Source organism: Sphingobium sp. TomMM15, from assembly GCF_055397045.1.
In genome coordinates, this window is the sequence record NZ_AP027316.1 from 96877 (window position 1) to 114254 (window position 17378).

16 protein-coding genes are annotated in these 17378 nt (G+C 60.1%); 1 reads left to right on the forward strand and 15 read right to left on the reverse strand.

Translation table 11 applies throughout. The features are described 5' to 3' along the window. Nucleotides 1–110: 110 nt before the first annotated feature. From ACZ51H_RS17450 to ACZ51H_RS17470, 5 genes are all read right to left on the reverse strand, one after another. Nucleotides 111–578, reverse strand: coding sequence for a nuclear transport factor 2 family protein (locus tag ACZ51H_RS17450; protein WP_464803666.1), 468 nt, complete (start codon nucleotides 576–578; stop codon nucleotides 111–113). Nucleotides 579–685: 107 nt separating this feature from the next. Next, on the reverse strand, nucleotides 686–1051 hold the full coding sequence (locus tag ACZ51H_RS17455) for a carboxylesterase family protein (RefSeq protein ID WP_464803707.1): 366 nt from the start codon (nucleotides 1049–1051) through the stop codon (nucleotides 686–688). A 29-nt stretch (nucleotides 1052–1080) separates the two neighbouring features. Beyond that, nucleotides 1081–1317, reverse strand: coding sequence for a hypothetical protein (locus ACZ51H_RS17460; protein ID WP_464803667.1), 237 nt, complete (start codon nucleotides 1315–1317; stop codon nucleotides 1081–1083). Nucleotides 1318–1399: 82 nt separating this feature from the next. Beyond that, entirely contained in the window at nucleotides 1400–1741 is a 342-nt protein-coding gene (locus ACZ51H_RS17465; protein ID WP_464803668.1) for a hypothetical protein, read from the reverse strand. A 139-nt stretch (nucleotides 1742–1880) separates the two neighbouring features. After that, nucleotides 1881–2660: an SGNH/GDSL hydrolase family protein gene (locus ACZ51H_RS17470; protein ID WP_464803669.1), complete on the reverse strand. Its 780-nt coding sequence runs from the start codon at nucleotides 2658–2660 to the stop codon at nucleotides 1881–1883. A 343-nt stretch (nucleotides 2661–3003) separates the two neighbouring features. Here ACZ51H_RS17470 and ACZ51H_RS17475 point away from each other — a divergent pair, with 343 nt between their 5' ends. Beyond that, nucleotides 3004–4119 carry an alpha/beta hydrolase gene (locus ACZ51H_RS17475; RefSeq protein WP_464803670.1) on the forward strand — a complete coding sequence of 372 codons (1116 nt, stop codon included), beginning with the start codon at nucleotides 3004–3006 and terminating at the stop codon, nucleotides 4117–4119. A gap of 119 nt (nucleotides 4120–4238) precedes the next feature. On the opposite strand, the gene ACZ51H_RS17480 is transcribed toward ACZ51H_RS17475, so the two are convergent. From ACZ51H_RS17480 to ACZ51H_RS17525, 10 genes are all read right to left on the reverse strand, one after another. Then, entirely contained in the window at nucleotides 4239–5513 is a 1275-nt protein-coding gene (locus ACZ51H_RS17480; RefSeq protein WP_464803671.1) for an MFS transporter, read from the reverse strand. 255 nt (nucleotides 5514–5768) lie between these two features. Beyond that, nucleotides 5769–6818 carry a hypothetical protein gene (locus ACZ51H_RS17485; protein ID WP_464803672.1) on the reverse strand — a complete coding sequence of 350 codons (1050 nt, stop codon included), beginning with the start codon at nucleotides 6816–6818 and terminating at the stop codon, nucleotides 5769–5771. Nucleotides 6819–7083: 265 nt separating this feature from the next. Beyond that, on the reverse strand, nucleotides 7084–8697 hold the full coding sequence (locus tag ACZ51H_RS17490; RefSeq protein WP_464803673.1) for a DUF5597 domain-containing protein: 1614 nt from the start codon (nucleotides 8695–8697) through the stop codon (nucleotides 7084–7086). Between the two features lie 110 nt (nucleotides 8698–8807). Beyond that, a complete protein-coding gene (locus tag ACZ51H_RS17495; protein WP_464803674.1) occupies nucleotides 8808–12221 on the reverse strand; it encodes a glycosyl hydrolase in 3414 nt (1137 codons plus the stop codon). A 364-nt stretch (nucleotides 12222–12585) separates the two neighbouring features. Further along, a complete protein-coding gene (locus ACZ51H_RS17500; protein WP_464803675.1) occupies nucleotides 12586–13212 on the reverse strand; it encodes a TetR/AcrR family transcriptional regulator in 627 nt (208 codons plus the stop codon). 147 nt (nucleotides 13213–13359) lie between these two features. Beyond that, nucleotides 13360–14580, reverse strand: a complete 1221-nt coding sequence (locus ACZ51H_RS17505) for a hypothetical protein (RefSeq protein ID WP_464803676.1) — start codon at nucleotides 14578–14580, stop codon at nucleotides 13360–13362. Nucleotides 14581–14768: 188 nt separating this feature from the next. Further along, nucleotides 14769–15518: an SDR family NAD(P)-dependent oxidoreductase gene (locus ACZ51H_RS17510; RefSeq protein ID WP_464803677.1), complete on the reverse strand. Its 750-nt coding sequence runs from the start codon at nucleotides 15516–15518 to the stop codon at nucleotides 14769–14771. Between the two features lie 104 nt (nucleotides 15519–15622). After that, entirely contained in the window at nucleotides 15623–15949 is a 327-nt protein-coding gene (locus tag ACZ51H_RS17515) for a hypothetical protein (protein ID WP_464803678.1), read from the reverse strand. Between the two features lie 9 nt (nucleotides 15950–15958). Beyond that, complete coding sequence (locus tag ACZ51H_RS17520) at nucleotides 15959–16084, reverse strand: hypothetical protein (RefSeq protein WP_464803679.1); 126 nt, start codon at nucleotides 16082–16084, stop codon at nucleotides 15959–15961. Nucleotides 16085–16088: 4 nt separating this feature from the next. Beyond that, a complete protein-coding gene (locus tag ACZ51H_RS17525; RefSeq protein ID WP_464803680.1) occupies nucleotides 16089–17357 on the reverse strand; it encodes a sulfotransferase family protein in 1269 nt (422 codons plus the stop codon). Between the last annotated feature and the right edge of the window lie 21 nt (nucleotides 17358–17378).

Genomic DNA, 17378 nt, shown 5'->3' on the forward strand with positions numbered 1-17378 from the left:
GCAGGCGCCAACCGCATGATGATCGCCTTCCGCGGTTTCACTCAAAAGGCGGTTGTTGAGCTCGTGCTGCGGCACGGCCCAAGCTTCGGAACACACATCACCTGCAGTTTTCACTCTACAGACGGTAGTGGTGGGATATCGCTCATGTTGGCGGGAGCATTGTAAGCATAACCCATCTCCTCGTAGCGCGAGCCAATGCGCCAACCCGCCGCGGTGCGGATAAGTTCGTCACGATACCAAAGTCCGATGAAGGAGGTCTTGGTCGTGCCGTCCGCCTCGATATAGACCATCGGATTGAACAGGATCGTGCGACTGGTCGCGCGATCCCCGTTCAGCATCAATTGGGTGGTGGCGACCATATGCTGATATTTCGGGAAACGCTCCATCGCGATCGGAAGCCACCGCTTGATCTGCTCGAACGTCCCCTTAGGACCGCCGCTCTCGGTATAGTCGATCGCCGCATCGGCAGTGAACACCGTGTCCAGTGCATCCCACTCACGATCGTCGATGGCGAAGGAGTAGCGGGCGAAGAGATCTTGAATTTCCAAACGGTCAGATATTTCTTGCAGCGACAGCATCAGTATCTCCGGTTTTACCAAAATGGTGCAAAGTAGAATTTTAAAGCACTTTTGCTTTGAGGAAAGCTCAGCCAATCCGGTAGGCTCAAGGTGACGTTTTTCTTTAATTATCTAGCACGCTTCATAGTAGTCGAAAACAAAGTGAAACCTGTTCGCTCGAATGTTGCCTTATAGAAGTGTCTGTAGTGCAGGCGCAATTTGGCCTCGTGATCGGATACGAGCTCGGTCGGCGTGTCGAACACCATGGTCGGACGCCCGTTTGCGTTATTAGGTGGCCACTCGGGCGTTCCAGAATGATTAGGATTTCCGGTTCGTGCGAATGCGCCCCAGGCGCCACGCATCTGGTCTATAAGGACACGCAGTTGGGGCGTCGGCTTGATCGGTGACGACGGATCGCCGAGCCGATCGAATGTGAACGCCATTTCGGTCCCGTGGTGCGAAGCAGTGTGCCGCGCGTCTTTTAGGCGTTGGATGCAAGGATAATGGCGCCGAGACGAAGTGTCTAGGCTTTTACGACAGCTATCCGTTTCTTATTATTTGCTTTGGAATGCTTGGCTTGTGCGACGAATGACGCCAGTTCCTCCGCAACGATTTTACGAGCGGCGGAGAGCTCTATCTGCCCAAGATCGCGAACCGCTCCATAGACTAGGTCATCAGTTCGCAATTTCAGTAGATAGGCTCGCACGGCGTCCTCGGATTCGAACGCCACCACCTCAGGATCGACGATCACACCTGCCATAGCTCCGATGATCGCAGCTTGGCGCGCCTGGTCCTGAATATAACTGCCGAGTAGGCGCGTTCGGTCGCCCCGATTTCTCGAGTCAGGTGGACAGTCTGACTTGATCCCGCGCGACAGCTATCAGTTCGTCGATCCAGCGGGCGAAGCCGGCAACAGATTGATCTTCCACGGAAGATATGCTGTCCCAGGCCATCTCGAGCCGGGGCTTCTCTGTATCGAACAGGGCTGAGGCAACATCAAGTTTGCCGCGAAAATGGCGGTAGAAGATGCCCGGATGACCCCCCGCATGAGCAACAATCCCGACCAATCGTTGTCTCGCCGTAAGTATGCTCGTGGATATCGTCTGCGCTGCGTCGAGTATCTGCTTCCTGGTCGCCTCACCTTGCGCTTCGTGCAGCCAAGTTGGTTGGGTCCGCTTTGCCATCAAGTCGCGCCGATTTTTCTGTGGGTAGATCCGCAACGTGCGGTCAGGCGGAAGCCGGAACTACGAGCGATATACACTGTGCCGGATTACGAACGCAGACAATTGAAATGAGCGCGGTCACGTTGCCTGTCGCCTCATTTTACCGGCTCAACTCGCCATAGAGCTGCTCACCCACGATCCGGTGGACGGCAGTAGAGGGATGGTCCGGGCGATAGTAGTAGTACCTGCCGGGCTCTGCGCACACCAATGCGCGACCCGTCCCACCACGCGGAGCGCAGGCGTCCGTGATGTTTATTAGCCCGTGTGCCGCTGGATGGGCTAGCACGTCATCGAAATAGGTGCCCCAGTAGGACAGCTTTACATCAATCGCCAGCTCGCGACTGAGTTCGACCGGCAGGCGTTCGAGCATTGGATTGAGACGTTTCGCTGTAACACTGAAGACGGGGATTTTCTCAGGCAAGCGCGCAATCCGGATATGGAGCGCACCTGCCCCCTTCAACGTCGATACGGTTTCCCGCAAATATGCTCGGGTTTGTTCGGTGGTAAGCTCGCCGTCGTTCAACCCGCCCGCGACGAAGAACAGGGTCGTCGCGGGATCGAAAGCAATATCCCCGGAAGCCGCCATTACAGCGAAAGTCTTCGCCTGACCCGCTACGCTGAGGGCTTTGAGACGCTGGTCTGGACTACCCGTGGACGCACCGCCACGGGCAAAGCAGAGGCTCTTTCCGGCCCAGTCAGCAGCCTTGGGGTGACTGAGCGTGGAGCCAAGCTGGCGGGCAAGGTAAGCCACTGCCGTTGGCCCATTTCCGTCGGAAAAGCCGTAGCCGATGTCGGAGAATGAGTCCCCAAACACGTAAAGGCGGGTGGCGGGTAGCCTGCGTTGTTCACGCGCGGTGACGCACGCCGCGAGCGGTGCCATGGCAGCAAGAGCTAAAATCTGCCGCCTGTTCATCACTGTCCGGTCACAAGGCCGCCTGCAGATGGGCAGTGTGGCAAAATGGCTCCAGGCACCCCGCGCCTTGCCCCTTGAGGTGGTAACCAAGCCAATTTTCAGAAGAGTTTCTTTGGGGAGACAGCAGTTTCACCACCGTAGACGTTGAGTGAAGGCCATATTTGTTTTCCATAAGGCGGCCTTTTCTTCTGCCATCAGCTCTCTCAGGCGAGCTTAAACCGGTGGCACACAATGTCTAGCCACTCGGAGGAGTGATTTATGAAGCGCGGGCGCGAGGATGGCGCGCCGCTGAGACGCTGGCAAAGTCTGCATGTGCAATGGCGCAGTCGATCCAACTGGCAACGACGTGCTGGCAGCCTCGTCAAACTTAATCAGGCGCACGATCCAACCACTAGACATTATGTCTCGCCTTGGTTTAATCTTCGCGATGAATCTTGCGCCACGATCCTCGCTGGCTACACGGGACTTCCTCACGAACTCGAAAGACATCCACATGAAATCAATGGGTTATATCGCGATCGCGTCCAGTCTCCTGCTTGCTGTTCCCCTGCGTGCGCAGACACCAACGCCTTCTACGGGGACCCCTGCCTTCGCGTTCACACGCATCGCGGCCCCTGCAGAGCCGGACGCTATCGCGCTCTATCCGGGTAAGGCTCCGGGCTCGCAAGGTGGCGACGCAACCGAGATCTGGGATCGCATGAGCAACGGCCACAGGGTCGTCCGCAATGTTACGCGTCCGACGATCACGCCCTTTCTGCCGGAACCATCGAAAGCCACGGGTGCCGCCGTGATCGTCGCGCCCGGCGGCGCTTTCAAGATGCTGTCGATGGACGGTGAAGGGTGGGACGTGGCCAAATGGTTTGCCCAACATGGTGTTGCAGCGTTTGTCCTTAAGTATCGACTTAACGAAACGCCTAGGGAGGAGGCCGGCTTCCTGCAAGAGATGGCGAAGCTCGCGGGAAGGCGCGATACCGGCGGAGGACCGGCCTTGGAAGAACCTCGCGCGACGACTGATGCACAGGAGGCCCTGAAAAGCGTTCGTTCAAACGCAGCCAAATGGAAGATCGATCCGGCGCGTGTCGGCATGATTGGCTTTTCGGCCGGAGCGATGACAGCACTCAACGCCGCGCTGGCGGTAAACGATCAGCCTGCTTTTTTCGGATACATTTACGGCCCGATGACTGCCATCACGGTGCCCGATAAGGCGCCGCCGATGTTTGCTGCATTGGCTATCGACGACAACCCGTTCGGTCGTCAGGGCTTCGCCATCGTGGAGAGCTGGCGCAAGGCTGGCCTTCCGGTGGAGTTGCATGCCTACGAACGGGGTGGCCATGGGTTCGGCACAGGCATTCCCGGCACGACCACGACCCTAATGATGGATGAGTTCCTCCTCTGGATGAAGTCGCGCGGTCTCCTCGCACAATAAACTGGGGGCGGCCCCGGTGCCCCCCGCCTGAAGCCATGTGGAAGCACCGGGGACCGGTGGTGGTTGACCCTGTACGCGGCTGGCAAATACGACGACCGGGTCGCACCTTTTAGCCTATGTCAGACCGGCGCATGTCGCCGAGCTTGCATGAACCATGTCGCAAGAAACAGTAACGCTCCAACGAGATAGAGCACGCCGAAAGTGCGCGCTGCAAACTCGATGCCGCCAAACTGCGTCACGGGATGCACGACGATCGGATTGAGAAATTGTCCGGCGAACAGCGTGGCGATGGCCGCGCCTGCGACTCGATCGTGCAGCAGTTCAGGTGTTTCGCTGAACGCGCGCGACATAATCGTCGGCTCGACAGATCCCGCGCCGATACCCAATATCACTGCGCCGAGGAGAAAGAGGGGGAGGCCGCTCGCCACGCCGCAGGTGAGCAACCCCGCGCCGAACGCAAGCGACATCAGTACGAACATGCCTTGAACGTCGAGGAGGCGGCGGATCGAGCCATAAAAGATCGCGATTAGTGTCGCCGACACCGACGTGGTCGCGACAAGCAGACTGATCGTGGATGCACTTACAACACCCTTGGCCGTAGCCAGGAAAGGGACCTGTATCACCGACATGAACATGGCGATAGTGAACGCGATCTGGAGCAACCACACGCGCCAGAGCGCAAAGATAGGACGCCAACTCAATGCTACCGGAGCCTCGCCTTGGGGCAACCCGGCATGCATGCCGGAAAACGCAAATGGCATCGCAAGCGCTGCCAGCAAAAACAACAGGAAGACGCTGCGCCAGCCGAATGCATCTACCATCGGCCCAGCGACGAGAAGGATCAGGATCGAGGCCAGCGCACCTGCCCCGCCGCAAAAACCGAGCATGCGAAGTTGGGCGGGGCCGGAGAAATATTCGGCCACCACGGCATAGCTGGTGGTAAGCATCACGCCTGCAATGACGCCCTGGACCGCACGACTTATTATGAGCATCGTAAGGTCGGGCGCCATGAAGCAGGCCGCGCCGCTCAGGGTGAACAGTGCCACCGCGAACAGCAGCACCGCCCTGCGGCCGATGCGCTCGCTAAAATAGCCCGCCAGCCCCGCGCCGATGATCATTCCAATCGCGGGAAGCGTTTGTATCATCTGCGCGAGGAACTCGCCGTCCTTTCCTGATCCAAGCTCTGCCGCCATTCCGGGCAAAGCGGGTGAAAGCGCCACGGCGACTGCCGAATTGATGCCGGAGATCCAGACACATGTGAACGCGACGCTCTTCCGGTCACGAATTCTTGTCACGCCTTCCACATCTACCCTCTCGCGAATTGTTTTTTGTCTTATCGCGCCAATGATGCGGCGCCGTGCGTGCACGTACAATAGAAGCCGGGGAAGCTGCATCTAAGATCGTGTCTGTCCTCTTCCTACCAATTTTAGAGTTCGAACCCTGAAATCGGAAGGTGATAGTGCCAGATCTTTGCTTCTACCGCCCGCGCACCAGGTCGGCGAGACATGAAAGCGCCGCTTCATTTTCTCGCCTCCCCTTTGGTAGTTATTCTCATCGAAGCACCGGTTGGCATAAGCGCACGCTACCGGCCCCTCAATCAAGACCGCAGCGCGATCATTTCGGCAACGGCCAAAATAGCGTCTTAGTCGTCAGGCTGCCAGTTCCTCCGGCTCGGGCGGGAATGCGGCCGGCGTACCAGCGTCGTAGGTGCGCGTGAGCAGGCCAATGAACTTCTCGTCCGTCATGGGATCACTAGGCACTTCAAATGTCAGGCCGCGCGCGCGCATGTCCTTAACCATCATGTCGAATACCTGCTCGTGGGTCAGATCATCACTATGGTCGAGTGACCGCTTCAGGTCTGCGTAATCGGCATAGATATCCGCGCCCCAGTGCACGAGGAAGCGAAACTCCTCGGGCGGGATGTTCTGGATCACGTTGCCATCGGTCGTGATGCGCCATCCCTCGATCCTCTCGGGATCGGCTTCCATCATCGAATTGATCGCAAGCCCAGCAGGCTTACGCATAGCAACGGGGCCGTTGGATTCTGCGGTATGAAACATCATTTCATTTTCGACGACAACGCCGCGACCCCACATCGGGGCATTGATCTGCTTGGGCGCCGCCTGGGGTCCATCGGGCCAGTAATTGAACCCGCCGCCAATCCGGCCTTTATAATACCAAGTGATGACCTGTGCCTTTTTTGCGCGCCAATGTTCGAACAGGCCGGTTTTCGTCATCGTGTTCATCAGCCAGATCGGCGAATTGTGGAACGTTATGCCCCTATACTGGGTGGCGTCCAGATGCGGTGAATTCGTACCTTGAGCTGGACCTTGTATGTTAAACAGCATGTTCTCCGGAGTGGCATATTCGGCCTTCCAGTAGCCGCGTACCAGATCCAGGAATTTGCTATTGAGAAAACAATCCTCAATCTCAGGGTGGAGGGAGGTATGCGCCTTCGCGAAATAGCCGCGGAAAACCGGGCTAAGGAACATATCCCAAGTCGGCGTAAATCCTTCGGGAATGGAGCCGGAAGTCGTTGCAATCACTTCCTCAGGCGATCTGAAATGCTGAGCGAGGATGAGTGACCATGGCCCCTTGTTACGCACAACATCCAGCATCCGCCGACGTTGATCCTCGGTGAAGGCGCCCTCGATAACTTGTGGGGGTGCTACCGGCTTAAATTGGACAGGCACTGACATTGCGGTTCTCCTATAATTTGTCTTCAGCTATTTTAGTCCAAAGGCGTGAAGCCCGTTGGTGGATAGTAATAAAGGTGGCATAATCCATAGATATCACCAGCTCTGCAATGCATTATGCCTTTGCGCCTGCGTTTTGAAGTCAAAGTCAGCACCTCTATTGTATGATAGTTTAATATGTTTGCGGGCGATGCCGAGCGGATCACAGGGGCCGACATTGTTCAGATCATGAAGAATACTGTTTGCCCTTCGCCCTCGATCCCTTTCTTTAATAGGTCGCCAGTTTCACCCGCAGGAGCGCCGGCTGATCAAGAAAGTTGAAGCCGAAAGAGGTCTGGTCTCCGTTCCAACGACGGCGTGCGCGCCACTGGCCGTTCACGAAGGTTCCTTCCTCCGCGCTCATGATCTGGGCATTCGCGGCGGCGTCCGAGGGGGCGAAGCGGAAGCGGGTGTACTGACCGGCGACCAGGAACTCGTCTGGCCCCAGTTGCGCCACGACGCCCCCGCCGACCGGCTCGCTGGCCCATGGCGGCGGCTGCCGCCCCGGCATCGGAACATCGAAGTTGTTCTGGCCATAGGCGGCCGTGATCTTCCAGCGGCCCATTGTGGTGGACTCCTCGCCAGCCTGGGTCTTGGCCGTTCCCCAGGTGGGATGTCGGCTGGCGATCGTCGCCCAGTCACTCGCGATCGGCCGGAACAGGCGATAGAGGGCGGCAAATGCCTCGATGGTCTTCGCGTCGAGCGTCCGCGCGCCGAGCGGATAGTTGGAATAGTTGGTCGCATCCATGCCGAATGGAGAGAATCCGATGGCGCCGCGGCCAAGCGCGGCCCAGAAGAAGCGCGCCGCCCAGACTGCATTACTGGTCTCCGGCACGAAGAGCGCGTTATCCGGCCGCGTGTAGCGGTCCAGCAATCCGAAGTAGGTCTTCTCGAACGGCAGATAAAGGTCCGGGCCGATCAGATCGAGCGACGGCGCCATGACCTTCCAGATCGGCAGGACATTCCAGTTCGGGCCGCCGCTGGCGATCGAGGCGGCCATGGCAGTACTGCTGGCGTCGAAAACTGCTGCGTTGGTGTACAGCGGGAGCGGCTTCTCGGCCTTGCCCGCCGCGGCTACGCGCTCGACGAAGCGGGCGTATGTCCAGGCAGCGAAAGCCTGGTCCGCTTCCTTGCCGAAGGCTTCGGTCCAGGACCCGCCCGACCTGTTCGAGGCGCGAAGGACGGCATCGGGTACCGGCTGGGCGAATAGAGCCTCCGCAGTCGGCGAGTAATCCCGCGCCACGCCGTGTGTGCCGACTTCATTTTCTACCTGCACCATGATGACGGTGTGTTGGACATCGGCTTGGCGCAGGTGTCGCATAAGAGCCACGAACGCACGGCGATCGGCCTCCAGCGTCGCTTCGCCTAACGGTGAAAGCGTCATGGTGGGTCGACCGTCCCGCCGCTGCAACCGTGGGAAGCGCTTGGTATCGCTCTTCACCCATTCGGGCGTGTAGGTGGATTCACCATTTTTCCAAGTGCCAAACCAAAGGAGCACGAGGCGCATATTGTTCTTCCGCGCTTCGCGTAGCAAGGTGTCGATCCAGCTATAATCGAACCGTCCCTCGATGGGCTCGAGTTGCTCCCAGGCAACCGGAATCTCCAGGGTATTTGCTTCAAGAGCCTTCACGACCGGCCACACCTGGGGCAGCACCTCGGGATAGTTGCTCGAGTTATGCACCTGGGCGCCCAGCATTAGGAAGGGCTTGCCGTCAACGATCAGCGCGTGTCGCCCATTCTCGGTGCGCAAACGAGGCAGTTCCCCCGCCATCGCCATGGTCGAAGCCGCAGCAATAGCAACGCCACCGATTACAGCCATTTTGATGCGCGACAGCAGAGACATAAACATTCCTTTCTGCGGCCGCCGAGACGAGCGGCGGTCTATTGTCGGATGAGATCGGACTAGCTGTAGATGCTGCCGGCACGCCCACGAAGCGCCTGTTTCGCGGGTACTCATTCTATTGCGGTCTGTCGCAGCAGCCGCACCGGCCCGATCAGCCCGGCCGCGCGCAGCGGGGCCGTCGCGCTGTAGGTTGGCATCGCGGTCCACGCAACCTTGGTCGCGCCCGGTTGGGCATCGCCGATTAGGCGGTTGACCCACAAGTTCGCCACCGTAATCTCGAGACGATTGCGGCCCGGCCGTGCCTGCTTGCCGATGTCGATCCGGTATGGAGCGTGCCACACGGTTCCAGAATCCTGACCGTTGAGCCTGACCTCCGCCAGTTCGCGGACTTCGCCCAAGTCAAGCCACAACGGCTGACCCTTTTTCCAGTCCCTCGGCATAGTGAAATGTTTGGCGTAGGTCGCCATGCCCGAGAAGTACTTGATCCCCGGGTCAGAACTTTCGTTCAGCGGAGCGAGCGCGGGCAGCGTCGTCGATGCGGGCGCGCCGCGGTCTTTCTGGAACGTCACCGCCCAGGGTCCGTCAAGCGTTGCGGCGGTCTGTAGCACCGGTGCCGCTATGGTAAGGGCGTCAGTGGTGGCGGGCTTGCGAAACACGACGAACACCGACTCCTCGCTGTCAAGCATGAGCGAGACGATCGTCTCGTCGCCGCTAGTGCGATAGCTGACGGGCTCCGTGATTCCGCTGTCTGCATGCCACAACTCGGGCGCCTTGCCGGTAATCCGGAAACGGGCTTCGATCTTTTCGGGACGGTTGAGGCGATTGACGAGGTAATAGCTGTTCCCGTCATTCAGCTTGCGGTGAACAAAGGGGATATCGCTGTCCGTCTGCCCGCCGGTGAAGCGGAAGTCGGGCGCTACGCCGATCCGGCTCAGCCCGGCTTCGATGTTGGTGCCGGCGATGACGCGGCCCCTGCCGATCTGGGTCAGTTCGCCCCCAGGCCACAGCCGGTCCGCCAGCGCCTGCCAGGCCGCGGTATCGTCAGCCAGGCTTGGTGAACCCTGCGGACGGTTGCCGATGATCGTCGCCCCGCCCTCGGCCAGCGCTGCAATCCGTTGCAGCGCTGGCAGCGTCATCATCCGCGACGAACCTCCCAGATACAGCGCCTTGTATCGAGCCCCTCCGGGCGTCACAAGCTCGTCGCCGTCGTTCGTCAGGGCACCCGTCAGCGCATCCGCGTTGATGAAGTCGTAGGCATATCTGCCCGGCGCGTCAGCCACCCGTTGTTTGCTATAAAGCCCCGTCAGTGGCGCCTCCTCACCGTAGAAATAGCCGACATCGGCAACATTACGGCCCTGCTGGAGCATGAATGCAGTTCGTGCCATGTAATCGACCCATGGCCGCGCCATCTCAGCCCAGCTTTCGTGGCGGTTGAAATACTGACCGAAAATGTACAGCGACAGACCGGGCTTCTTCTCGACCGGTTGGTGGACGGAGGTGTGAATCACCGGGCGGTTGACCCCAGTGACGAATTCGAGGTCGATAACCCGGCGCAAATCACTTGGTGCATAATTCCACGGGTTCAGCGATGCCGTTAGCGATTCAGCCGCAACGATGTTCTGGCCGTAAATGTGAGCGACGGATGCCGCACCCTTGATATCGGCTAAATATGTCGGCTTTGGCCCACTCGTGCGGGAGTGCGTCCACATCGCGGCCATCGGAAAGTCGGCGTACCTCCGCATCGCCATGTCGTCGCCGAGCGAAGGGCGGCGATCCTCGAGCGCCTCGCCATAGACCTTGAGGCCATTCTCGTGGGCCAATGCGGCGATGGTCCCATAATGTTCGCTGGCCATCAGGTCTGCGAGCGTGCGGCGGTAGTCGTACAGGAACTTGTCGCTTTCGGCGCGCGATCCCATGAGAATGCCTGTCAAGGCGGGAAGCCATGGGGTCGGATCATAGCCGCGCAGACGTTTGAATTGCGCGATCATCCTGGGGGTCCAGTTGGCCGCGCCTACCTCGATGCTGTCGGTCAGGAGGGCGCGTACGCCCCTGCCGCCGATCATGCCCTCACCTGCTGCATCGCGATACATGCCGAGGTAGTGATCGAGATAGCGCCGAACCGCGGCGCCATCGAACTTATCGACTTCCAGCCCGGTGGCTTCGGGCGGTGCCGGATGATTTTCGGTTCCCAGCAGCGAATATCCAAGGCGCAGCACGCGCCAGTTTCCCTTGGGCGGGTTCCAGTCCAGCGTTCCGTCGGCACGCATCCGCGCCGTAAGATCGATCACGGTGGCCGGATCGATCCCGGGCGTCTCTGCGGCAGGCCGGCCCAACGCATAATAGTCGGATGCTACGGTAAACCCCGCCTTGGTTTCGCTCTTGTCGATCCGCGCCTCATCCGAAAGCCGAAATTCGGCTACCTTGATCGGCAGGGCTTCGAGGGCCGTGTTGGCCGCTTCGCTCAGGTCGCCCATGGCGAACCCGGCGACCGGCGTGCCCATGTTCAGCGCCGAGGCGCGCTTGGTCAGTACGATGCGGAACTTCCGCGCGGTCACGGGCGCGAAGCTGGCTGTCTGCGGAACGGCGTCAGTGGTCATCGCAGCGACCTGGCGCCAGTCCGTGCCATTGTCGCTGGCCTCGAGGCTCGCATAGAACAACGCCCCTTCGTACGGAGCCGCCGCATTGGGTACGAACAGTTCCGCGGAGCGCACGGTGACGCGGCGACCGTAATCAAGCTCGACCGCTGGAGCCTGGTTCCCGGCAGGACGCTTCATGGTAACCGTCGACAGCAGATCGCGGTCACTTAGCGGTGCGACCGGAAGCGGAACGCCGCTGCTGTCGTGCGCCGCCATCGGGGTCAGGGCTGCGGCTGGCTTGGCGGGATAGGCCAAGACCACAACGTCCGCGTAATGTTCCGCTGCCTTTTTCGGTCGTTCGCCGGAAAGTGCCGCAAACACGCTGACGTTGCTCAGGGTCTGGAAGGGGCCGGTGGTCGTGGGGGGCGCCGCCAGCTTTCCCTTGAACGGCTTCCCGCCGGCAACCGCCGTCTCGCTCCAAACCAGCTTCTTAAGCCCGTCCGCAGGGGGCACCCACGGCCCCCCGGTCTCCGACCAGCCGGGCGAGGAGGCGATGGCAAGTTCAAGACCGTGGCGCTCGGCCTCCGCAGCGGCGAACCGGAAGGCGTCTTTCCATTCGGGAGTCATGTAAGCCAGCCGCTTATCGACCACCTGAGGGGTCTGCAGGTTGGCGTCGAAGGTCTGCACCCCACCGATCCCCATCCGCTTCATCCACGCGAGATCCTTGGCGATGCCGTCCTTGGTGATGTTACCGTTCATCCAGTGCCACCAGACGCGCGGCCTTGCGCTCAACGGTGGGTAGCGGAACTGGTCTTCCAGCAACCTTGCGTCGTCCTGCTGCGCAGCGCCTTGAGGATGTTCGTTGTCGGCACGGGCCGGGAGCGCTGAAGACATGGTGGCCGCGAGCAGTGCCACTCGCAGGGCTGCTGTGTGTACTGCGATGTTCATGCTTCTCCGCTTCCTCGCCTTTGGGCAGTGGCTATCGCGTTTAGGGGTGCCGAACAGTGACGCTTATTGCGCGCTCGGTTCGAAGCAGGGCTTGGTAACCCATTCAACGGCCAATAGCAGTGCGATAACCGAGTCGCCGCCCGCCTCTTTGTGCAGTCATGACCTCTCCCTCTTCTGTCGGCCTTATGGTAGGCTCGCAGCTTGCCCCAGCGAACTGAGCGGATACTGCTTAGTGCGCTGAGACACGCTGTCCAGTCATTTCATCATGGCTTCGCGCGACAGCAACAATAGCTATTCCGGGCAAGGCGGATTCACCAGCGCGGCATAGCGACTTGGTTAAGCGAGCGCGACATCCCCGATCATCCTAACAAATGGTTGCACCCCGTAGAAAGACGGCAGTGGCAGTTCTGACGTGTGATGCGAATGTCATTTCGTCCGGCAATGTATCGCCCAGCAGCAGATGGTTATGAATCGGAGCAAGCAACAACGAAATCCACAAGTCGGCCATCCCCCGCCTGTCGTTGCCTGCCAGACCTTTTTGGTAGAGATATTCGGCTATAGGCTGGACCAAATATTGCTCCCGGTTGCGCCGGACCAGCTGTGCGATCTCCGGGAATTCGTGTGCCTCCCGGATGAGGACCGCGCCGAAGCCGATACTGCTGGGCTGGGCCAGCTCGCTCAGAAGCGCAACGCCGAACGTCCGCAAGTCGTCTTCGATGTCGGTATCGGGATCAAACCGCAATACGGGCAACCGAAGCGCTCCATCAACCAGACAGGCTTTAAACAACGCGGGCTTGTCTACATGCCATAGATAGAGTGATTGCTTGGAGACTGCCGAGACGCGCGCAATCGTCTCCATGGTAACTGCGCGATAACCATAATGTACGAACCGGTTGCGTGCGACGTCGAGGACACGCTGCTTCTTAGCCCGGGTCTGCTCCGCCCGGCTGGTTGGCAATGGCTCCCGCTCGACGGTGGTATCGAGTGTCACCTCCCTTCTCGCTCCCCAAAGTCATCGCTTCGTGGGCAGGACGCATGAGGCAGGTAGTATATGGTGGGGCGGCGTTCGACTGTAAGCATGATCCAACTTGACAGCAGGACGGGCTTCAACGCGCTCACTCGTTGCACCCTGAACGTTTCAATCGACAAACCCACCGCTCCGAATCGGTTCAGCATCGTTAAGCGCTGCACGCCCGGACTCCCGCAACATATCCCAAGGGACCATATAAGCGGTCACCTCAGGTGGGGTCTCGCACTTGATAAAGCGCAGGCTCATCGTGCCGTGCAGGTGACCGAAGCTGCTGATCCAGTTGCCGCCGACGCCAGGGTCTTCCTCGGCTATGATGACATAGGCTGATCCGTCCGCCTCCAGCACTGCACGGCGGTTTTCGATGTAGCCACCGCCATGTTCATAGATGTCGAGATTCTCCTGAAAGATATTGAGCAGCTGGAAAATCCAGTTTTCCGCTTGCGGCACCGGGAAGTGAAACACCAGCGCCATGCCTTCCGGCTTTTCCCAAACGCCGAATGCGTGGTGCCGGTCGGCGACGCCCCCATTGCTGAGGTAGACGGCGCGCGAGAATTGCAGCTGGTTCTTGCGCTTTGCAAGGTTGTCGAACCACCAAGCGCGCGGTAGCTCGGCATAGCCGCGCACCATCTGGGCGGCGCGGGCAAGATTGGTGGACAGCTCGCTCGGGCGCAGCGGTCGCTGGGCCGGTTGGTCGATCCGTTCGATGTGCATGACCGGATCGGTTTCCACATTCCGCTTCTGATGCACGATCCGCACTAGCAGACCGACGGTGTCGTCGCCGATTTGCAGCCAGTCGTGCCCGTCGGCGGGACGTTCACGGGTAAGCATCACCTCGAAATTACCATGCTCATCGAAGTGAATGTTGTCGCTCTGCAGAAAACCCGTCGTGTAGAGCATCGCAGGGTCAAATTCGCGCAGGCTTTCCGGGCCCCGTTCGGCCCAATTAACCGCGCCGACATCGCTGTTCTGGGCCGCCTTCCACACGCCGATCACGAAATAATCGACCGTGCCACGATTGCCCCACATCCGGTATTCATAACCCGGTTCAAACCATTCCGAGAGAAGATGATCCTGCCCTGGGTGCTGCGCGTTGATCGAGCAGCGGAACGGCGTATCGCGCAAGCGAGGGCTGTCCGGCTCGCTATTTTCGACAAAGCGCTCCAGGCCGTTACGCGTTAGACGACTGAGGTATCGATACCATTCGGTGCGATCGAGCGCGTCGGGCACGTCACCCCATCGGCCGATTTCATGCCCGGTAAGGCGCAGCGTTTCGCAGAAATCGTCCCAGGCTTGTCCGTTCAACAACCTTTGGCTTGCGGCGTCGGTCATGCTCTCATCTCCTGTTTTATGCGGAATTTCTACCCACGCTCGCCAACCGTCCATATATAAGCGGTGCTGCTGCTGTCCTAGACGCGGCCGACTACCTTCGGCACGGGCACCGACAGGCCGCTCCGTCTTGCCCATGCCACGTCGTCGGAGCGCAAACTGCGACACAACAAAGTCCCCCGTCACGCAGCCTATCCTGACACCGTGTAGCCGCCATCGACAGCGAGGGTCTGGCCCGTGATCCAGCTTGCGCCACTGCTGGTGAGGAACAGGATCGAACCGGCGATATCGTCGGCCTCTCCCAGTCGGCCCAGCGGGGTACGTGCAAGAGTCGGCGTGGTCCACCCTTCCTCCGCAAAGGTGCCCTCCGTCATCCGGCTCCGCGTAAGGCCCGCCGCCACCGCGTTGACGCGGATATTCTGCTCGCTCCATTTCACCGCCAGCGCCCGAGTCAGCCCCACCAGGCCGGTCTTCGCAGCGCCATAGCCGGGCACGATCGCCATGCCGAAAAAGGAACTCATCGACCCGATACTGACGATCGAGGCACCGCCCTCTATCCGGCTTTCGGCAAGACGGTCATGCAGCCGCCGCGACACGCGAAATGCGCCGATCAGCAGCATGTTGACAGCGCGCGCGAAAATCTCCGGTTCATATTCATCGAGGCCAAGGCTCGGCAGCGCCATGCCGGCATTGTTGACCAATATATCAAGCGAGCCGATCTGCGCTGCCATGGCATCGATGCTGGCGGCGTTTTCGATATCCAGTTGCAGATAGCGGTAGCCCGACAGGTCGGCATCATAGTCGTCCGCGCTCGCCCGGGTGCCGGTGATTGTCACCTCTGCGCCAGCTTCGCGATAGGCGGCGGCGGTCGCCGCACCAATGCCGCTGGTCCCGCCGGTCACGAGAACCCTCGCGCCCCGGAAATCATATCGAACGTTCATACTGTTAACCTCCACCCAGCGGCGTTCCGCCACAAATTTGCACCACGTCCAGTATGAGCTGTGCCGCCGCCGTCGCACATGGTGGCGACGGGCTCAGTAAGATCTTACGCCTGGGAGACAAGGGGGGGGCGCACAGAACGAGATTCCGCGATGTCAGCATGACGCCTCCCGATAGTTGAGGTCGAGCAGGAGACGTTGGCTTCTGTGACGAAAATCTGGCGCAGGCCGATCTGCGCTATGTCGTTGCATGAACAGGACGCGGCCACCCGGTTGAGCCGGGCGATCATCGCATCGTAGCCGGTGCATGCCAGCGCGACATGGTGGACTGCGCGGCTGCCGCGCCCGGCGGTGAACGGCACAGCTCCATCGCTGGGATAGGCGGCATCAATCGCGCCGATATAGATGATCGGGCGTTCCCCGGCGTTATGCATCCAGCAGCCCTAGTCAATCGAGGCCGCGCCCGGCGCGACATCGGGGCGGACGCCAAGCAGATCGCGCAGGAAGTTCGCGGTGCCGGACACATCCTGCGTGCGGATATTGACGTGATCGAGCGCGAGAACGGTCACCGCCTCAGGCTTCCTGACGTACCGGGAATCGATCATAGTAGAAAGCGAAGCGTTCGCGTGCCGCCGCCTCGTCCAGCCCGAACACACCCTCCAGATCGTAGATCACCTTGCCGTGCTTGTTGCGCGGGTTTTCGTCCAGATAGCCGAGCAACTGCGTCTCGATCTCCGGCGTGAGATCGAGACCGGCCAGCTCATAGACGCGGCGCAGCACGCTTTCCTGATCCGACATATATTCGTGGAACAATATGTCGGCGGACTGTTCGGCGGGCCATGCATCACGCTGATCGACACAGGCGCGCAGCAACCGCTCGATGCGATCGAGCCAGAGCCGGGCAAGGGCAGGGGGATCGACCGGGTCGCGGCGGATCCGGTCGCAATAGCCAACCATCGTCGTCAGCGAGCGTAGCACTGCGATCGGGTCGCGATGCGTGATGACCATGGTTGCGTCCGGGAACACCTCACGGATCGCGGCCAGATTTTCCATATGCTGGGGGGACTTGAGCAGCCAGCGGTTCGGGCCGCGATACCAGGTCAGAACCTGAAGCACCTTCTTTTCATAACGATAGCTGGGTGTGCGATCATGGGCGAAATAATGATCGATCCAGCGCGGAATGCGCGACTGATATTCCCAACTATAACAGTTCAGATCCATATAGAGGAGTTCGTTGTCCTCATGGATGGATGCGGCGTCCATGCCGTGCATCGCCGCCATGTGCGGCAGCATCGCCTCGAACGCGCCCCACATTTCGGCACTCCGCGCGTGTCGCGGATCGACCTCGCCGGGTGCCAGTTCCCTCACCGGAACCGGCTCCTCCGATTCCCACAGTGTGAGCGACCGGAGCCGCTCGTCGCGCGCCAGCCAGTTGACGAGATGGGTGGTCCCCGAACGTGGCAGACCGGCGATGAACAGAGGCCGATCGATCTGGATGTCGAGGATTTCCGGATGGCGCTTGACGATATCCTCAATCCGCAGCCGGTTCGCCATCACGCGAACCATATGATCGAGCAGCGTAACTCGGCCGCCACGCGTGAGGCCTTCATCCTCCTCCCACGCCTGCAGCGTTACCGCCATCCGCTCGCGAAAGCTCTGATCCTCGCCAAAGTCATCAAGTCCGTCAGCAGCCACCACGGCCCGCGCGAGGACTTCGTCCACCGTCATCCGGTCGGGCAGGTCGGGGGAACCTTGCCGTGCAGCATGGATCGCAGGGGTGACCTCGGGGTCCGCCATGTCATCGATGTAAATATCCTGCACCTGCCCCATATCCTCAACCATCCCTCCTGATACTTCGCTACG

Bases quoted from the DNA above. Each gene is read 5' to 3' on its own strand.
- ACZ51H_RS17465 (WP_464803668.1), bottom strand. From the start codon at position 1,741: ATGGCAAAGCGGACCCAACCAACTTGGCTGCACGAAGCGCAAGGTGAG.
- ACZ51H_RS17525 (WP_464803680.1), bottom strand. From the start codon at position 17,357: ATGGTTGAGGATATGGGGCAGGTGCAGGATATTTACATCGATGACATG.
- ACZ51H_RS17450 (WP_464803666.1), bottom strand. From the start codon at position 578: ATGCTGTCGCTGCAAGAAATATCTGACCGTTTGGAAATTCAAGATCTC.
- ACZ51H_RS17490 (WP_464803673.1), bottom strand. From the start codon at position 8,697: ATGTCTCTGCTGTCGCGCATCAAAATGGCTGTAATCGGTGGCGTTGCT.
- ACZ51H_RS17515 (WP_464803678.1), bottom strand. From the start codon at position 15,949: ATGCATAACGCCGGGGAACGCCCGATCATCTATATCGGCGCGATTGAT.
- ACZ51H_RS17505 (WP_464803676.1), bottom strand. From the start codon at position 14,580: ATGACCGACGCCGCAAGCCAAAGGTTGTTGAACGGACAAGCCTGGGAC.
- ACZ51H_RS17510 (WP_464803677.1), bottom strand. From the start codon at position 15,518: ATGAACGTTCGATATGATTTCCGGGGCGCGAGGGTTCTCGTGACCGGC.
- ACZ51H_RS17460 (WP_464803667.1), bottom strand. From the start codon at position 1,317: ATGGCAGGTGTGATCGTCGATCCTGAGGTGGTGGCGTTCGAATCCGAG.
- ACZ51H_RS17470 (WP_464803669.1), bottom strand. From the start codon at position 2,660: ATGGCACCGCTCGCGGCGTGCGTCACCGCGCGTGAACAACGCAGGCTA.
- ACZ51H_RS17485 (WP_464803672.1), bottom strand. From the start codon at position 6,818: ATGTCAGTGCCTGTCCAATTTAAGCCGGTAGCACCCCCACAAGTTATC.
- ACZ51H_RS17495 (WP_464803674.1), bottom strand. From the start codon at position 12,221: ATGAACATCGCAGTACACACAGCAGCCCTGCGAGTGGCACTGCTCGCG.
- ACZ51H_RS17480 (WP_464803671.1), bottom strand. From the start codon at position 5,513: ATGCAGCTTCCCCGGCTTCTATTGTACGTGCACGCACGGCGCCGCATC.
- ACZ51H_RS17475 (WP_464803670.1), top strand. From the start codon at position 3,004: ATGTGCAATGGCGCAGTCGATCCAACTGGCAACGACGTGCTGGCAGCC.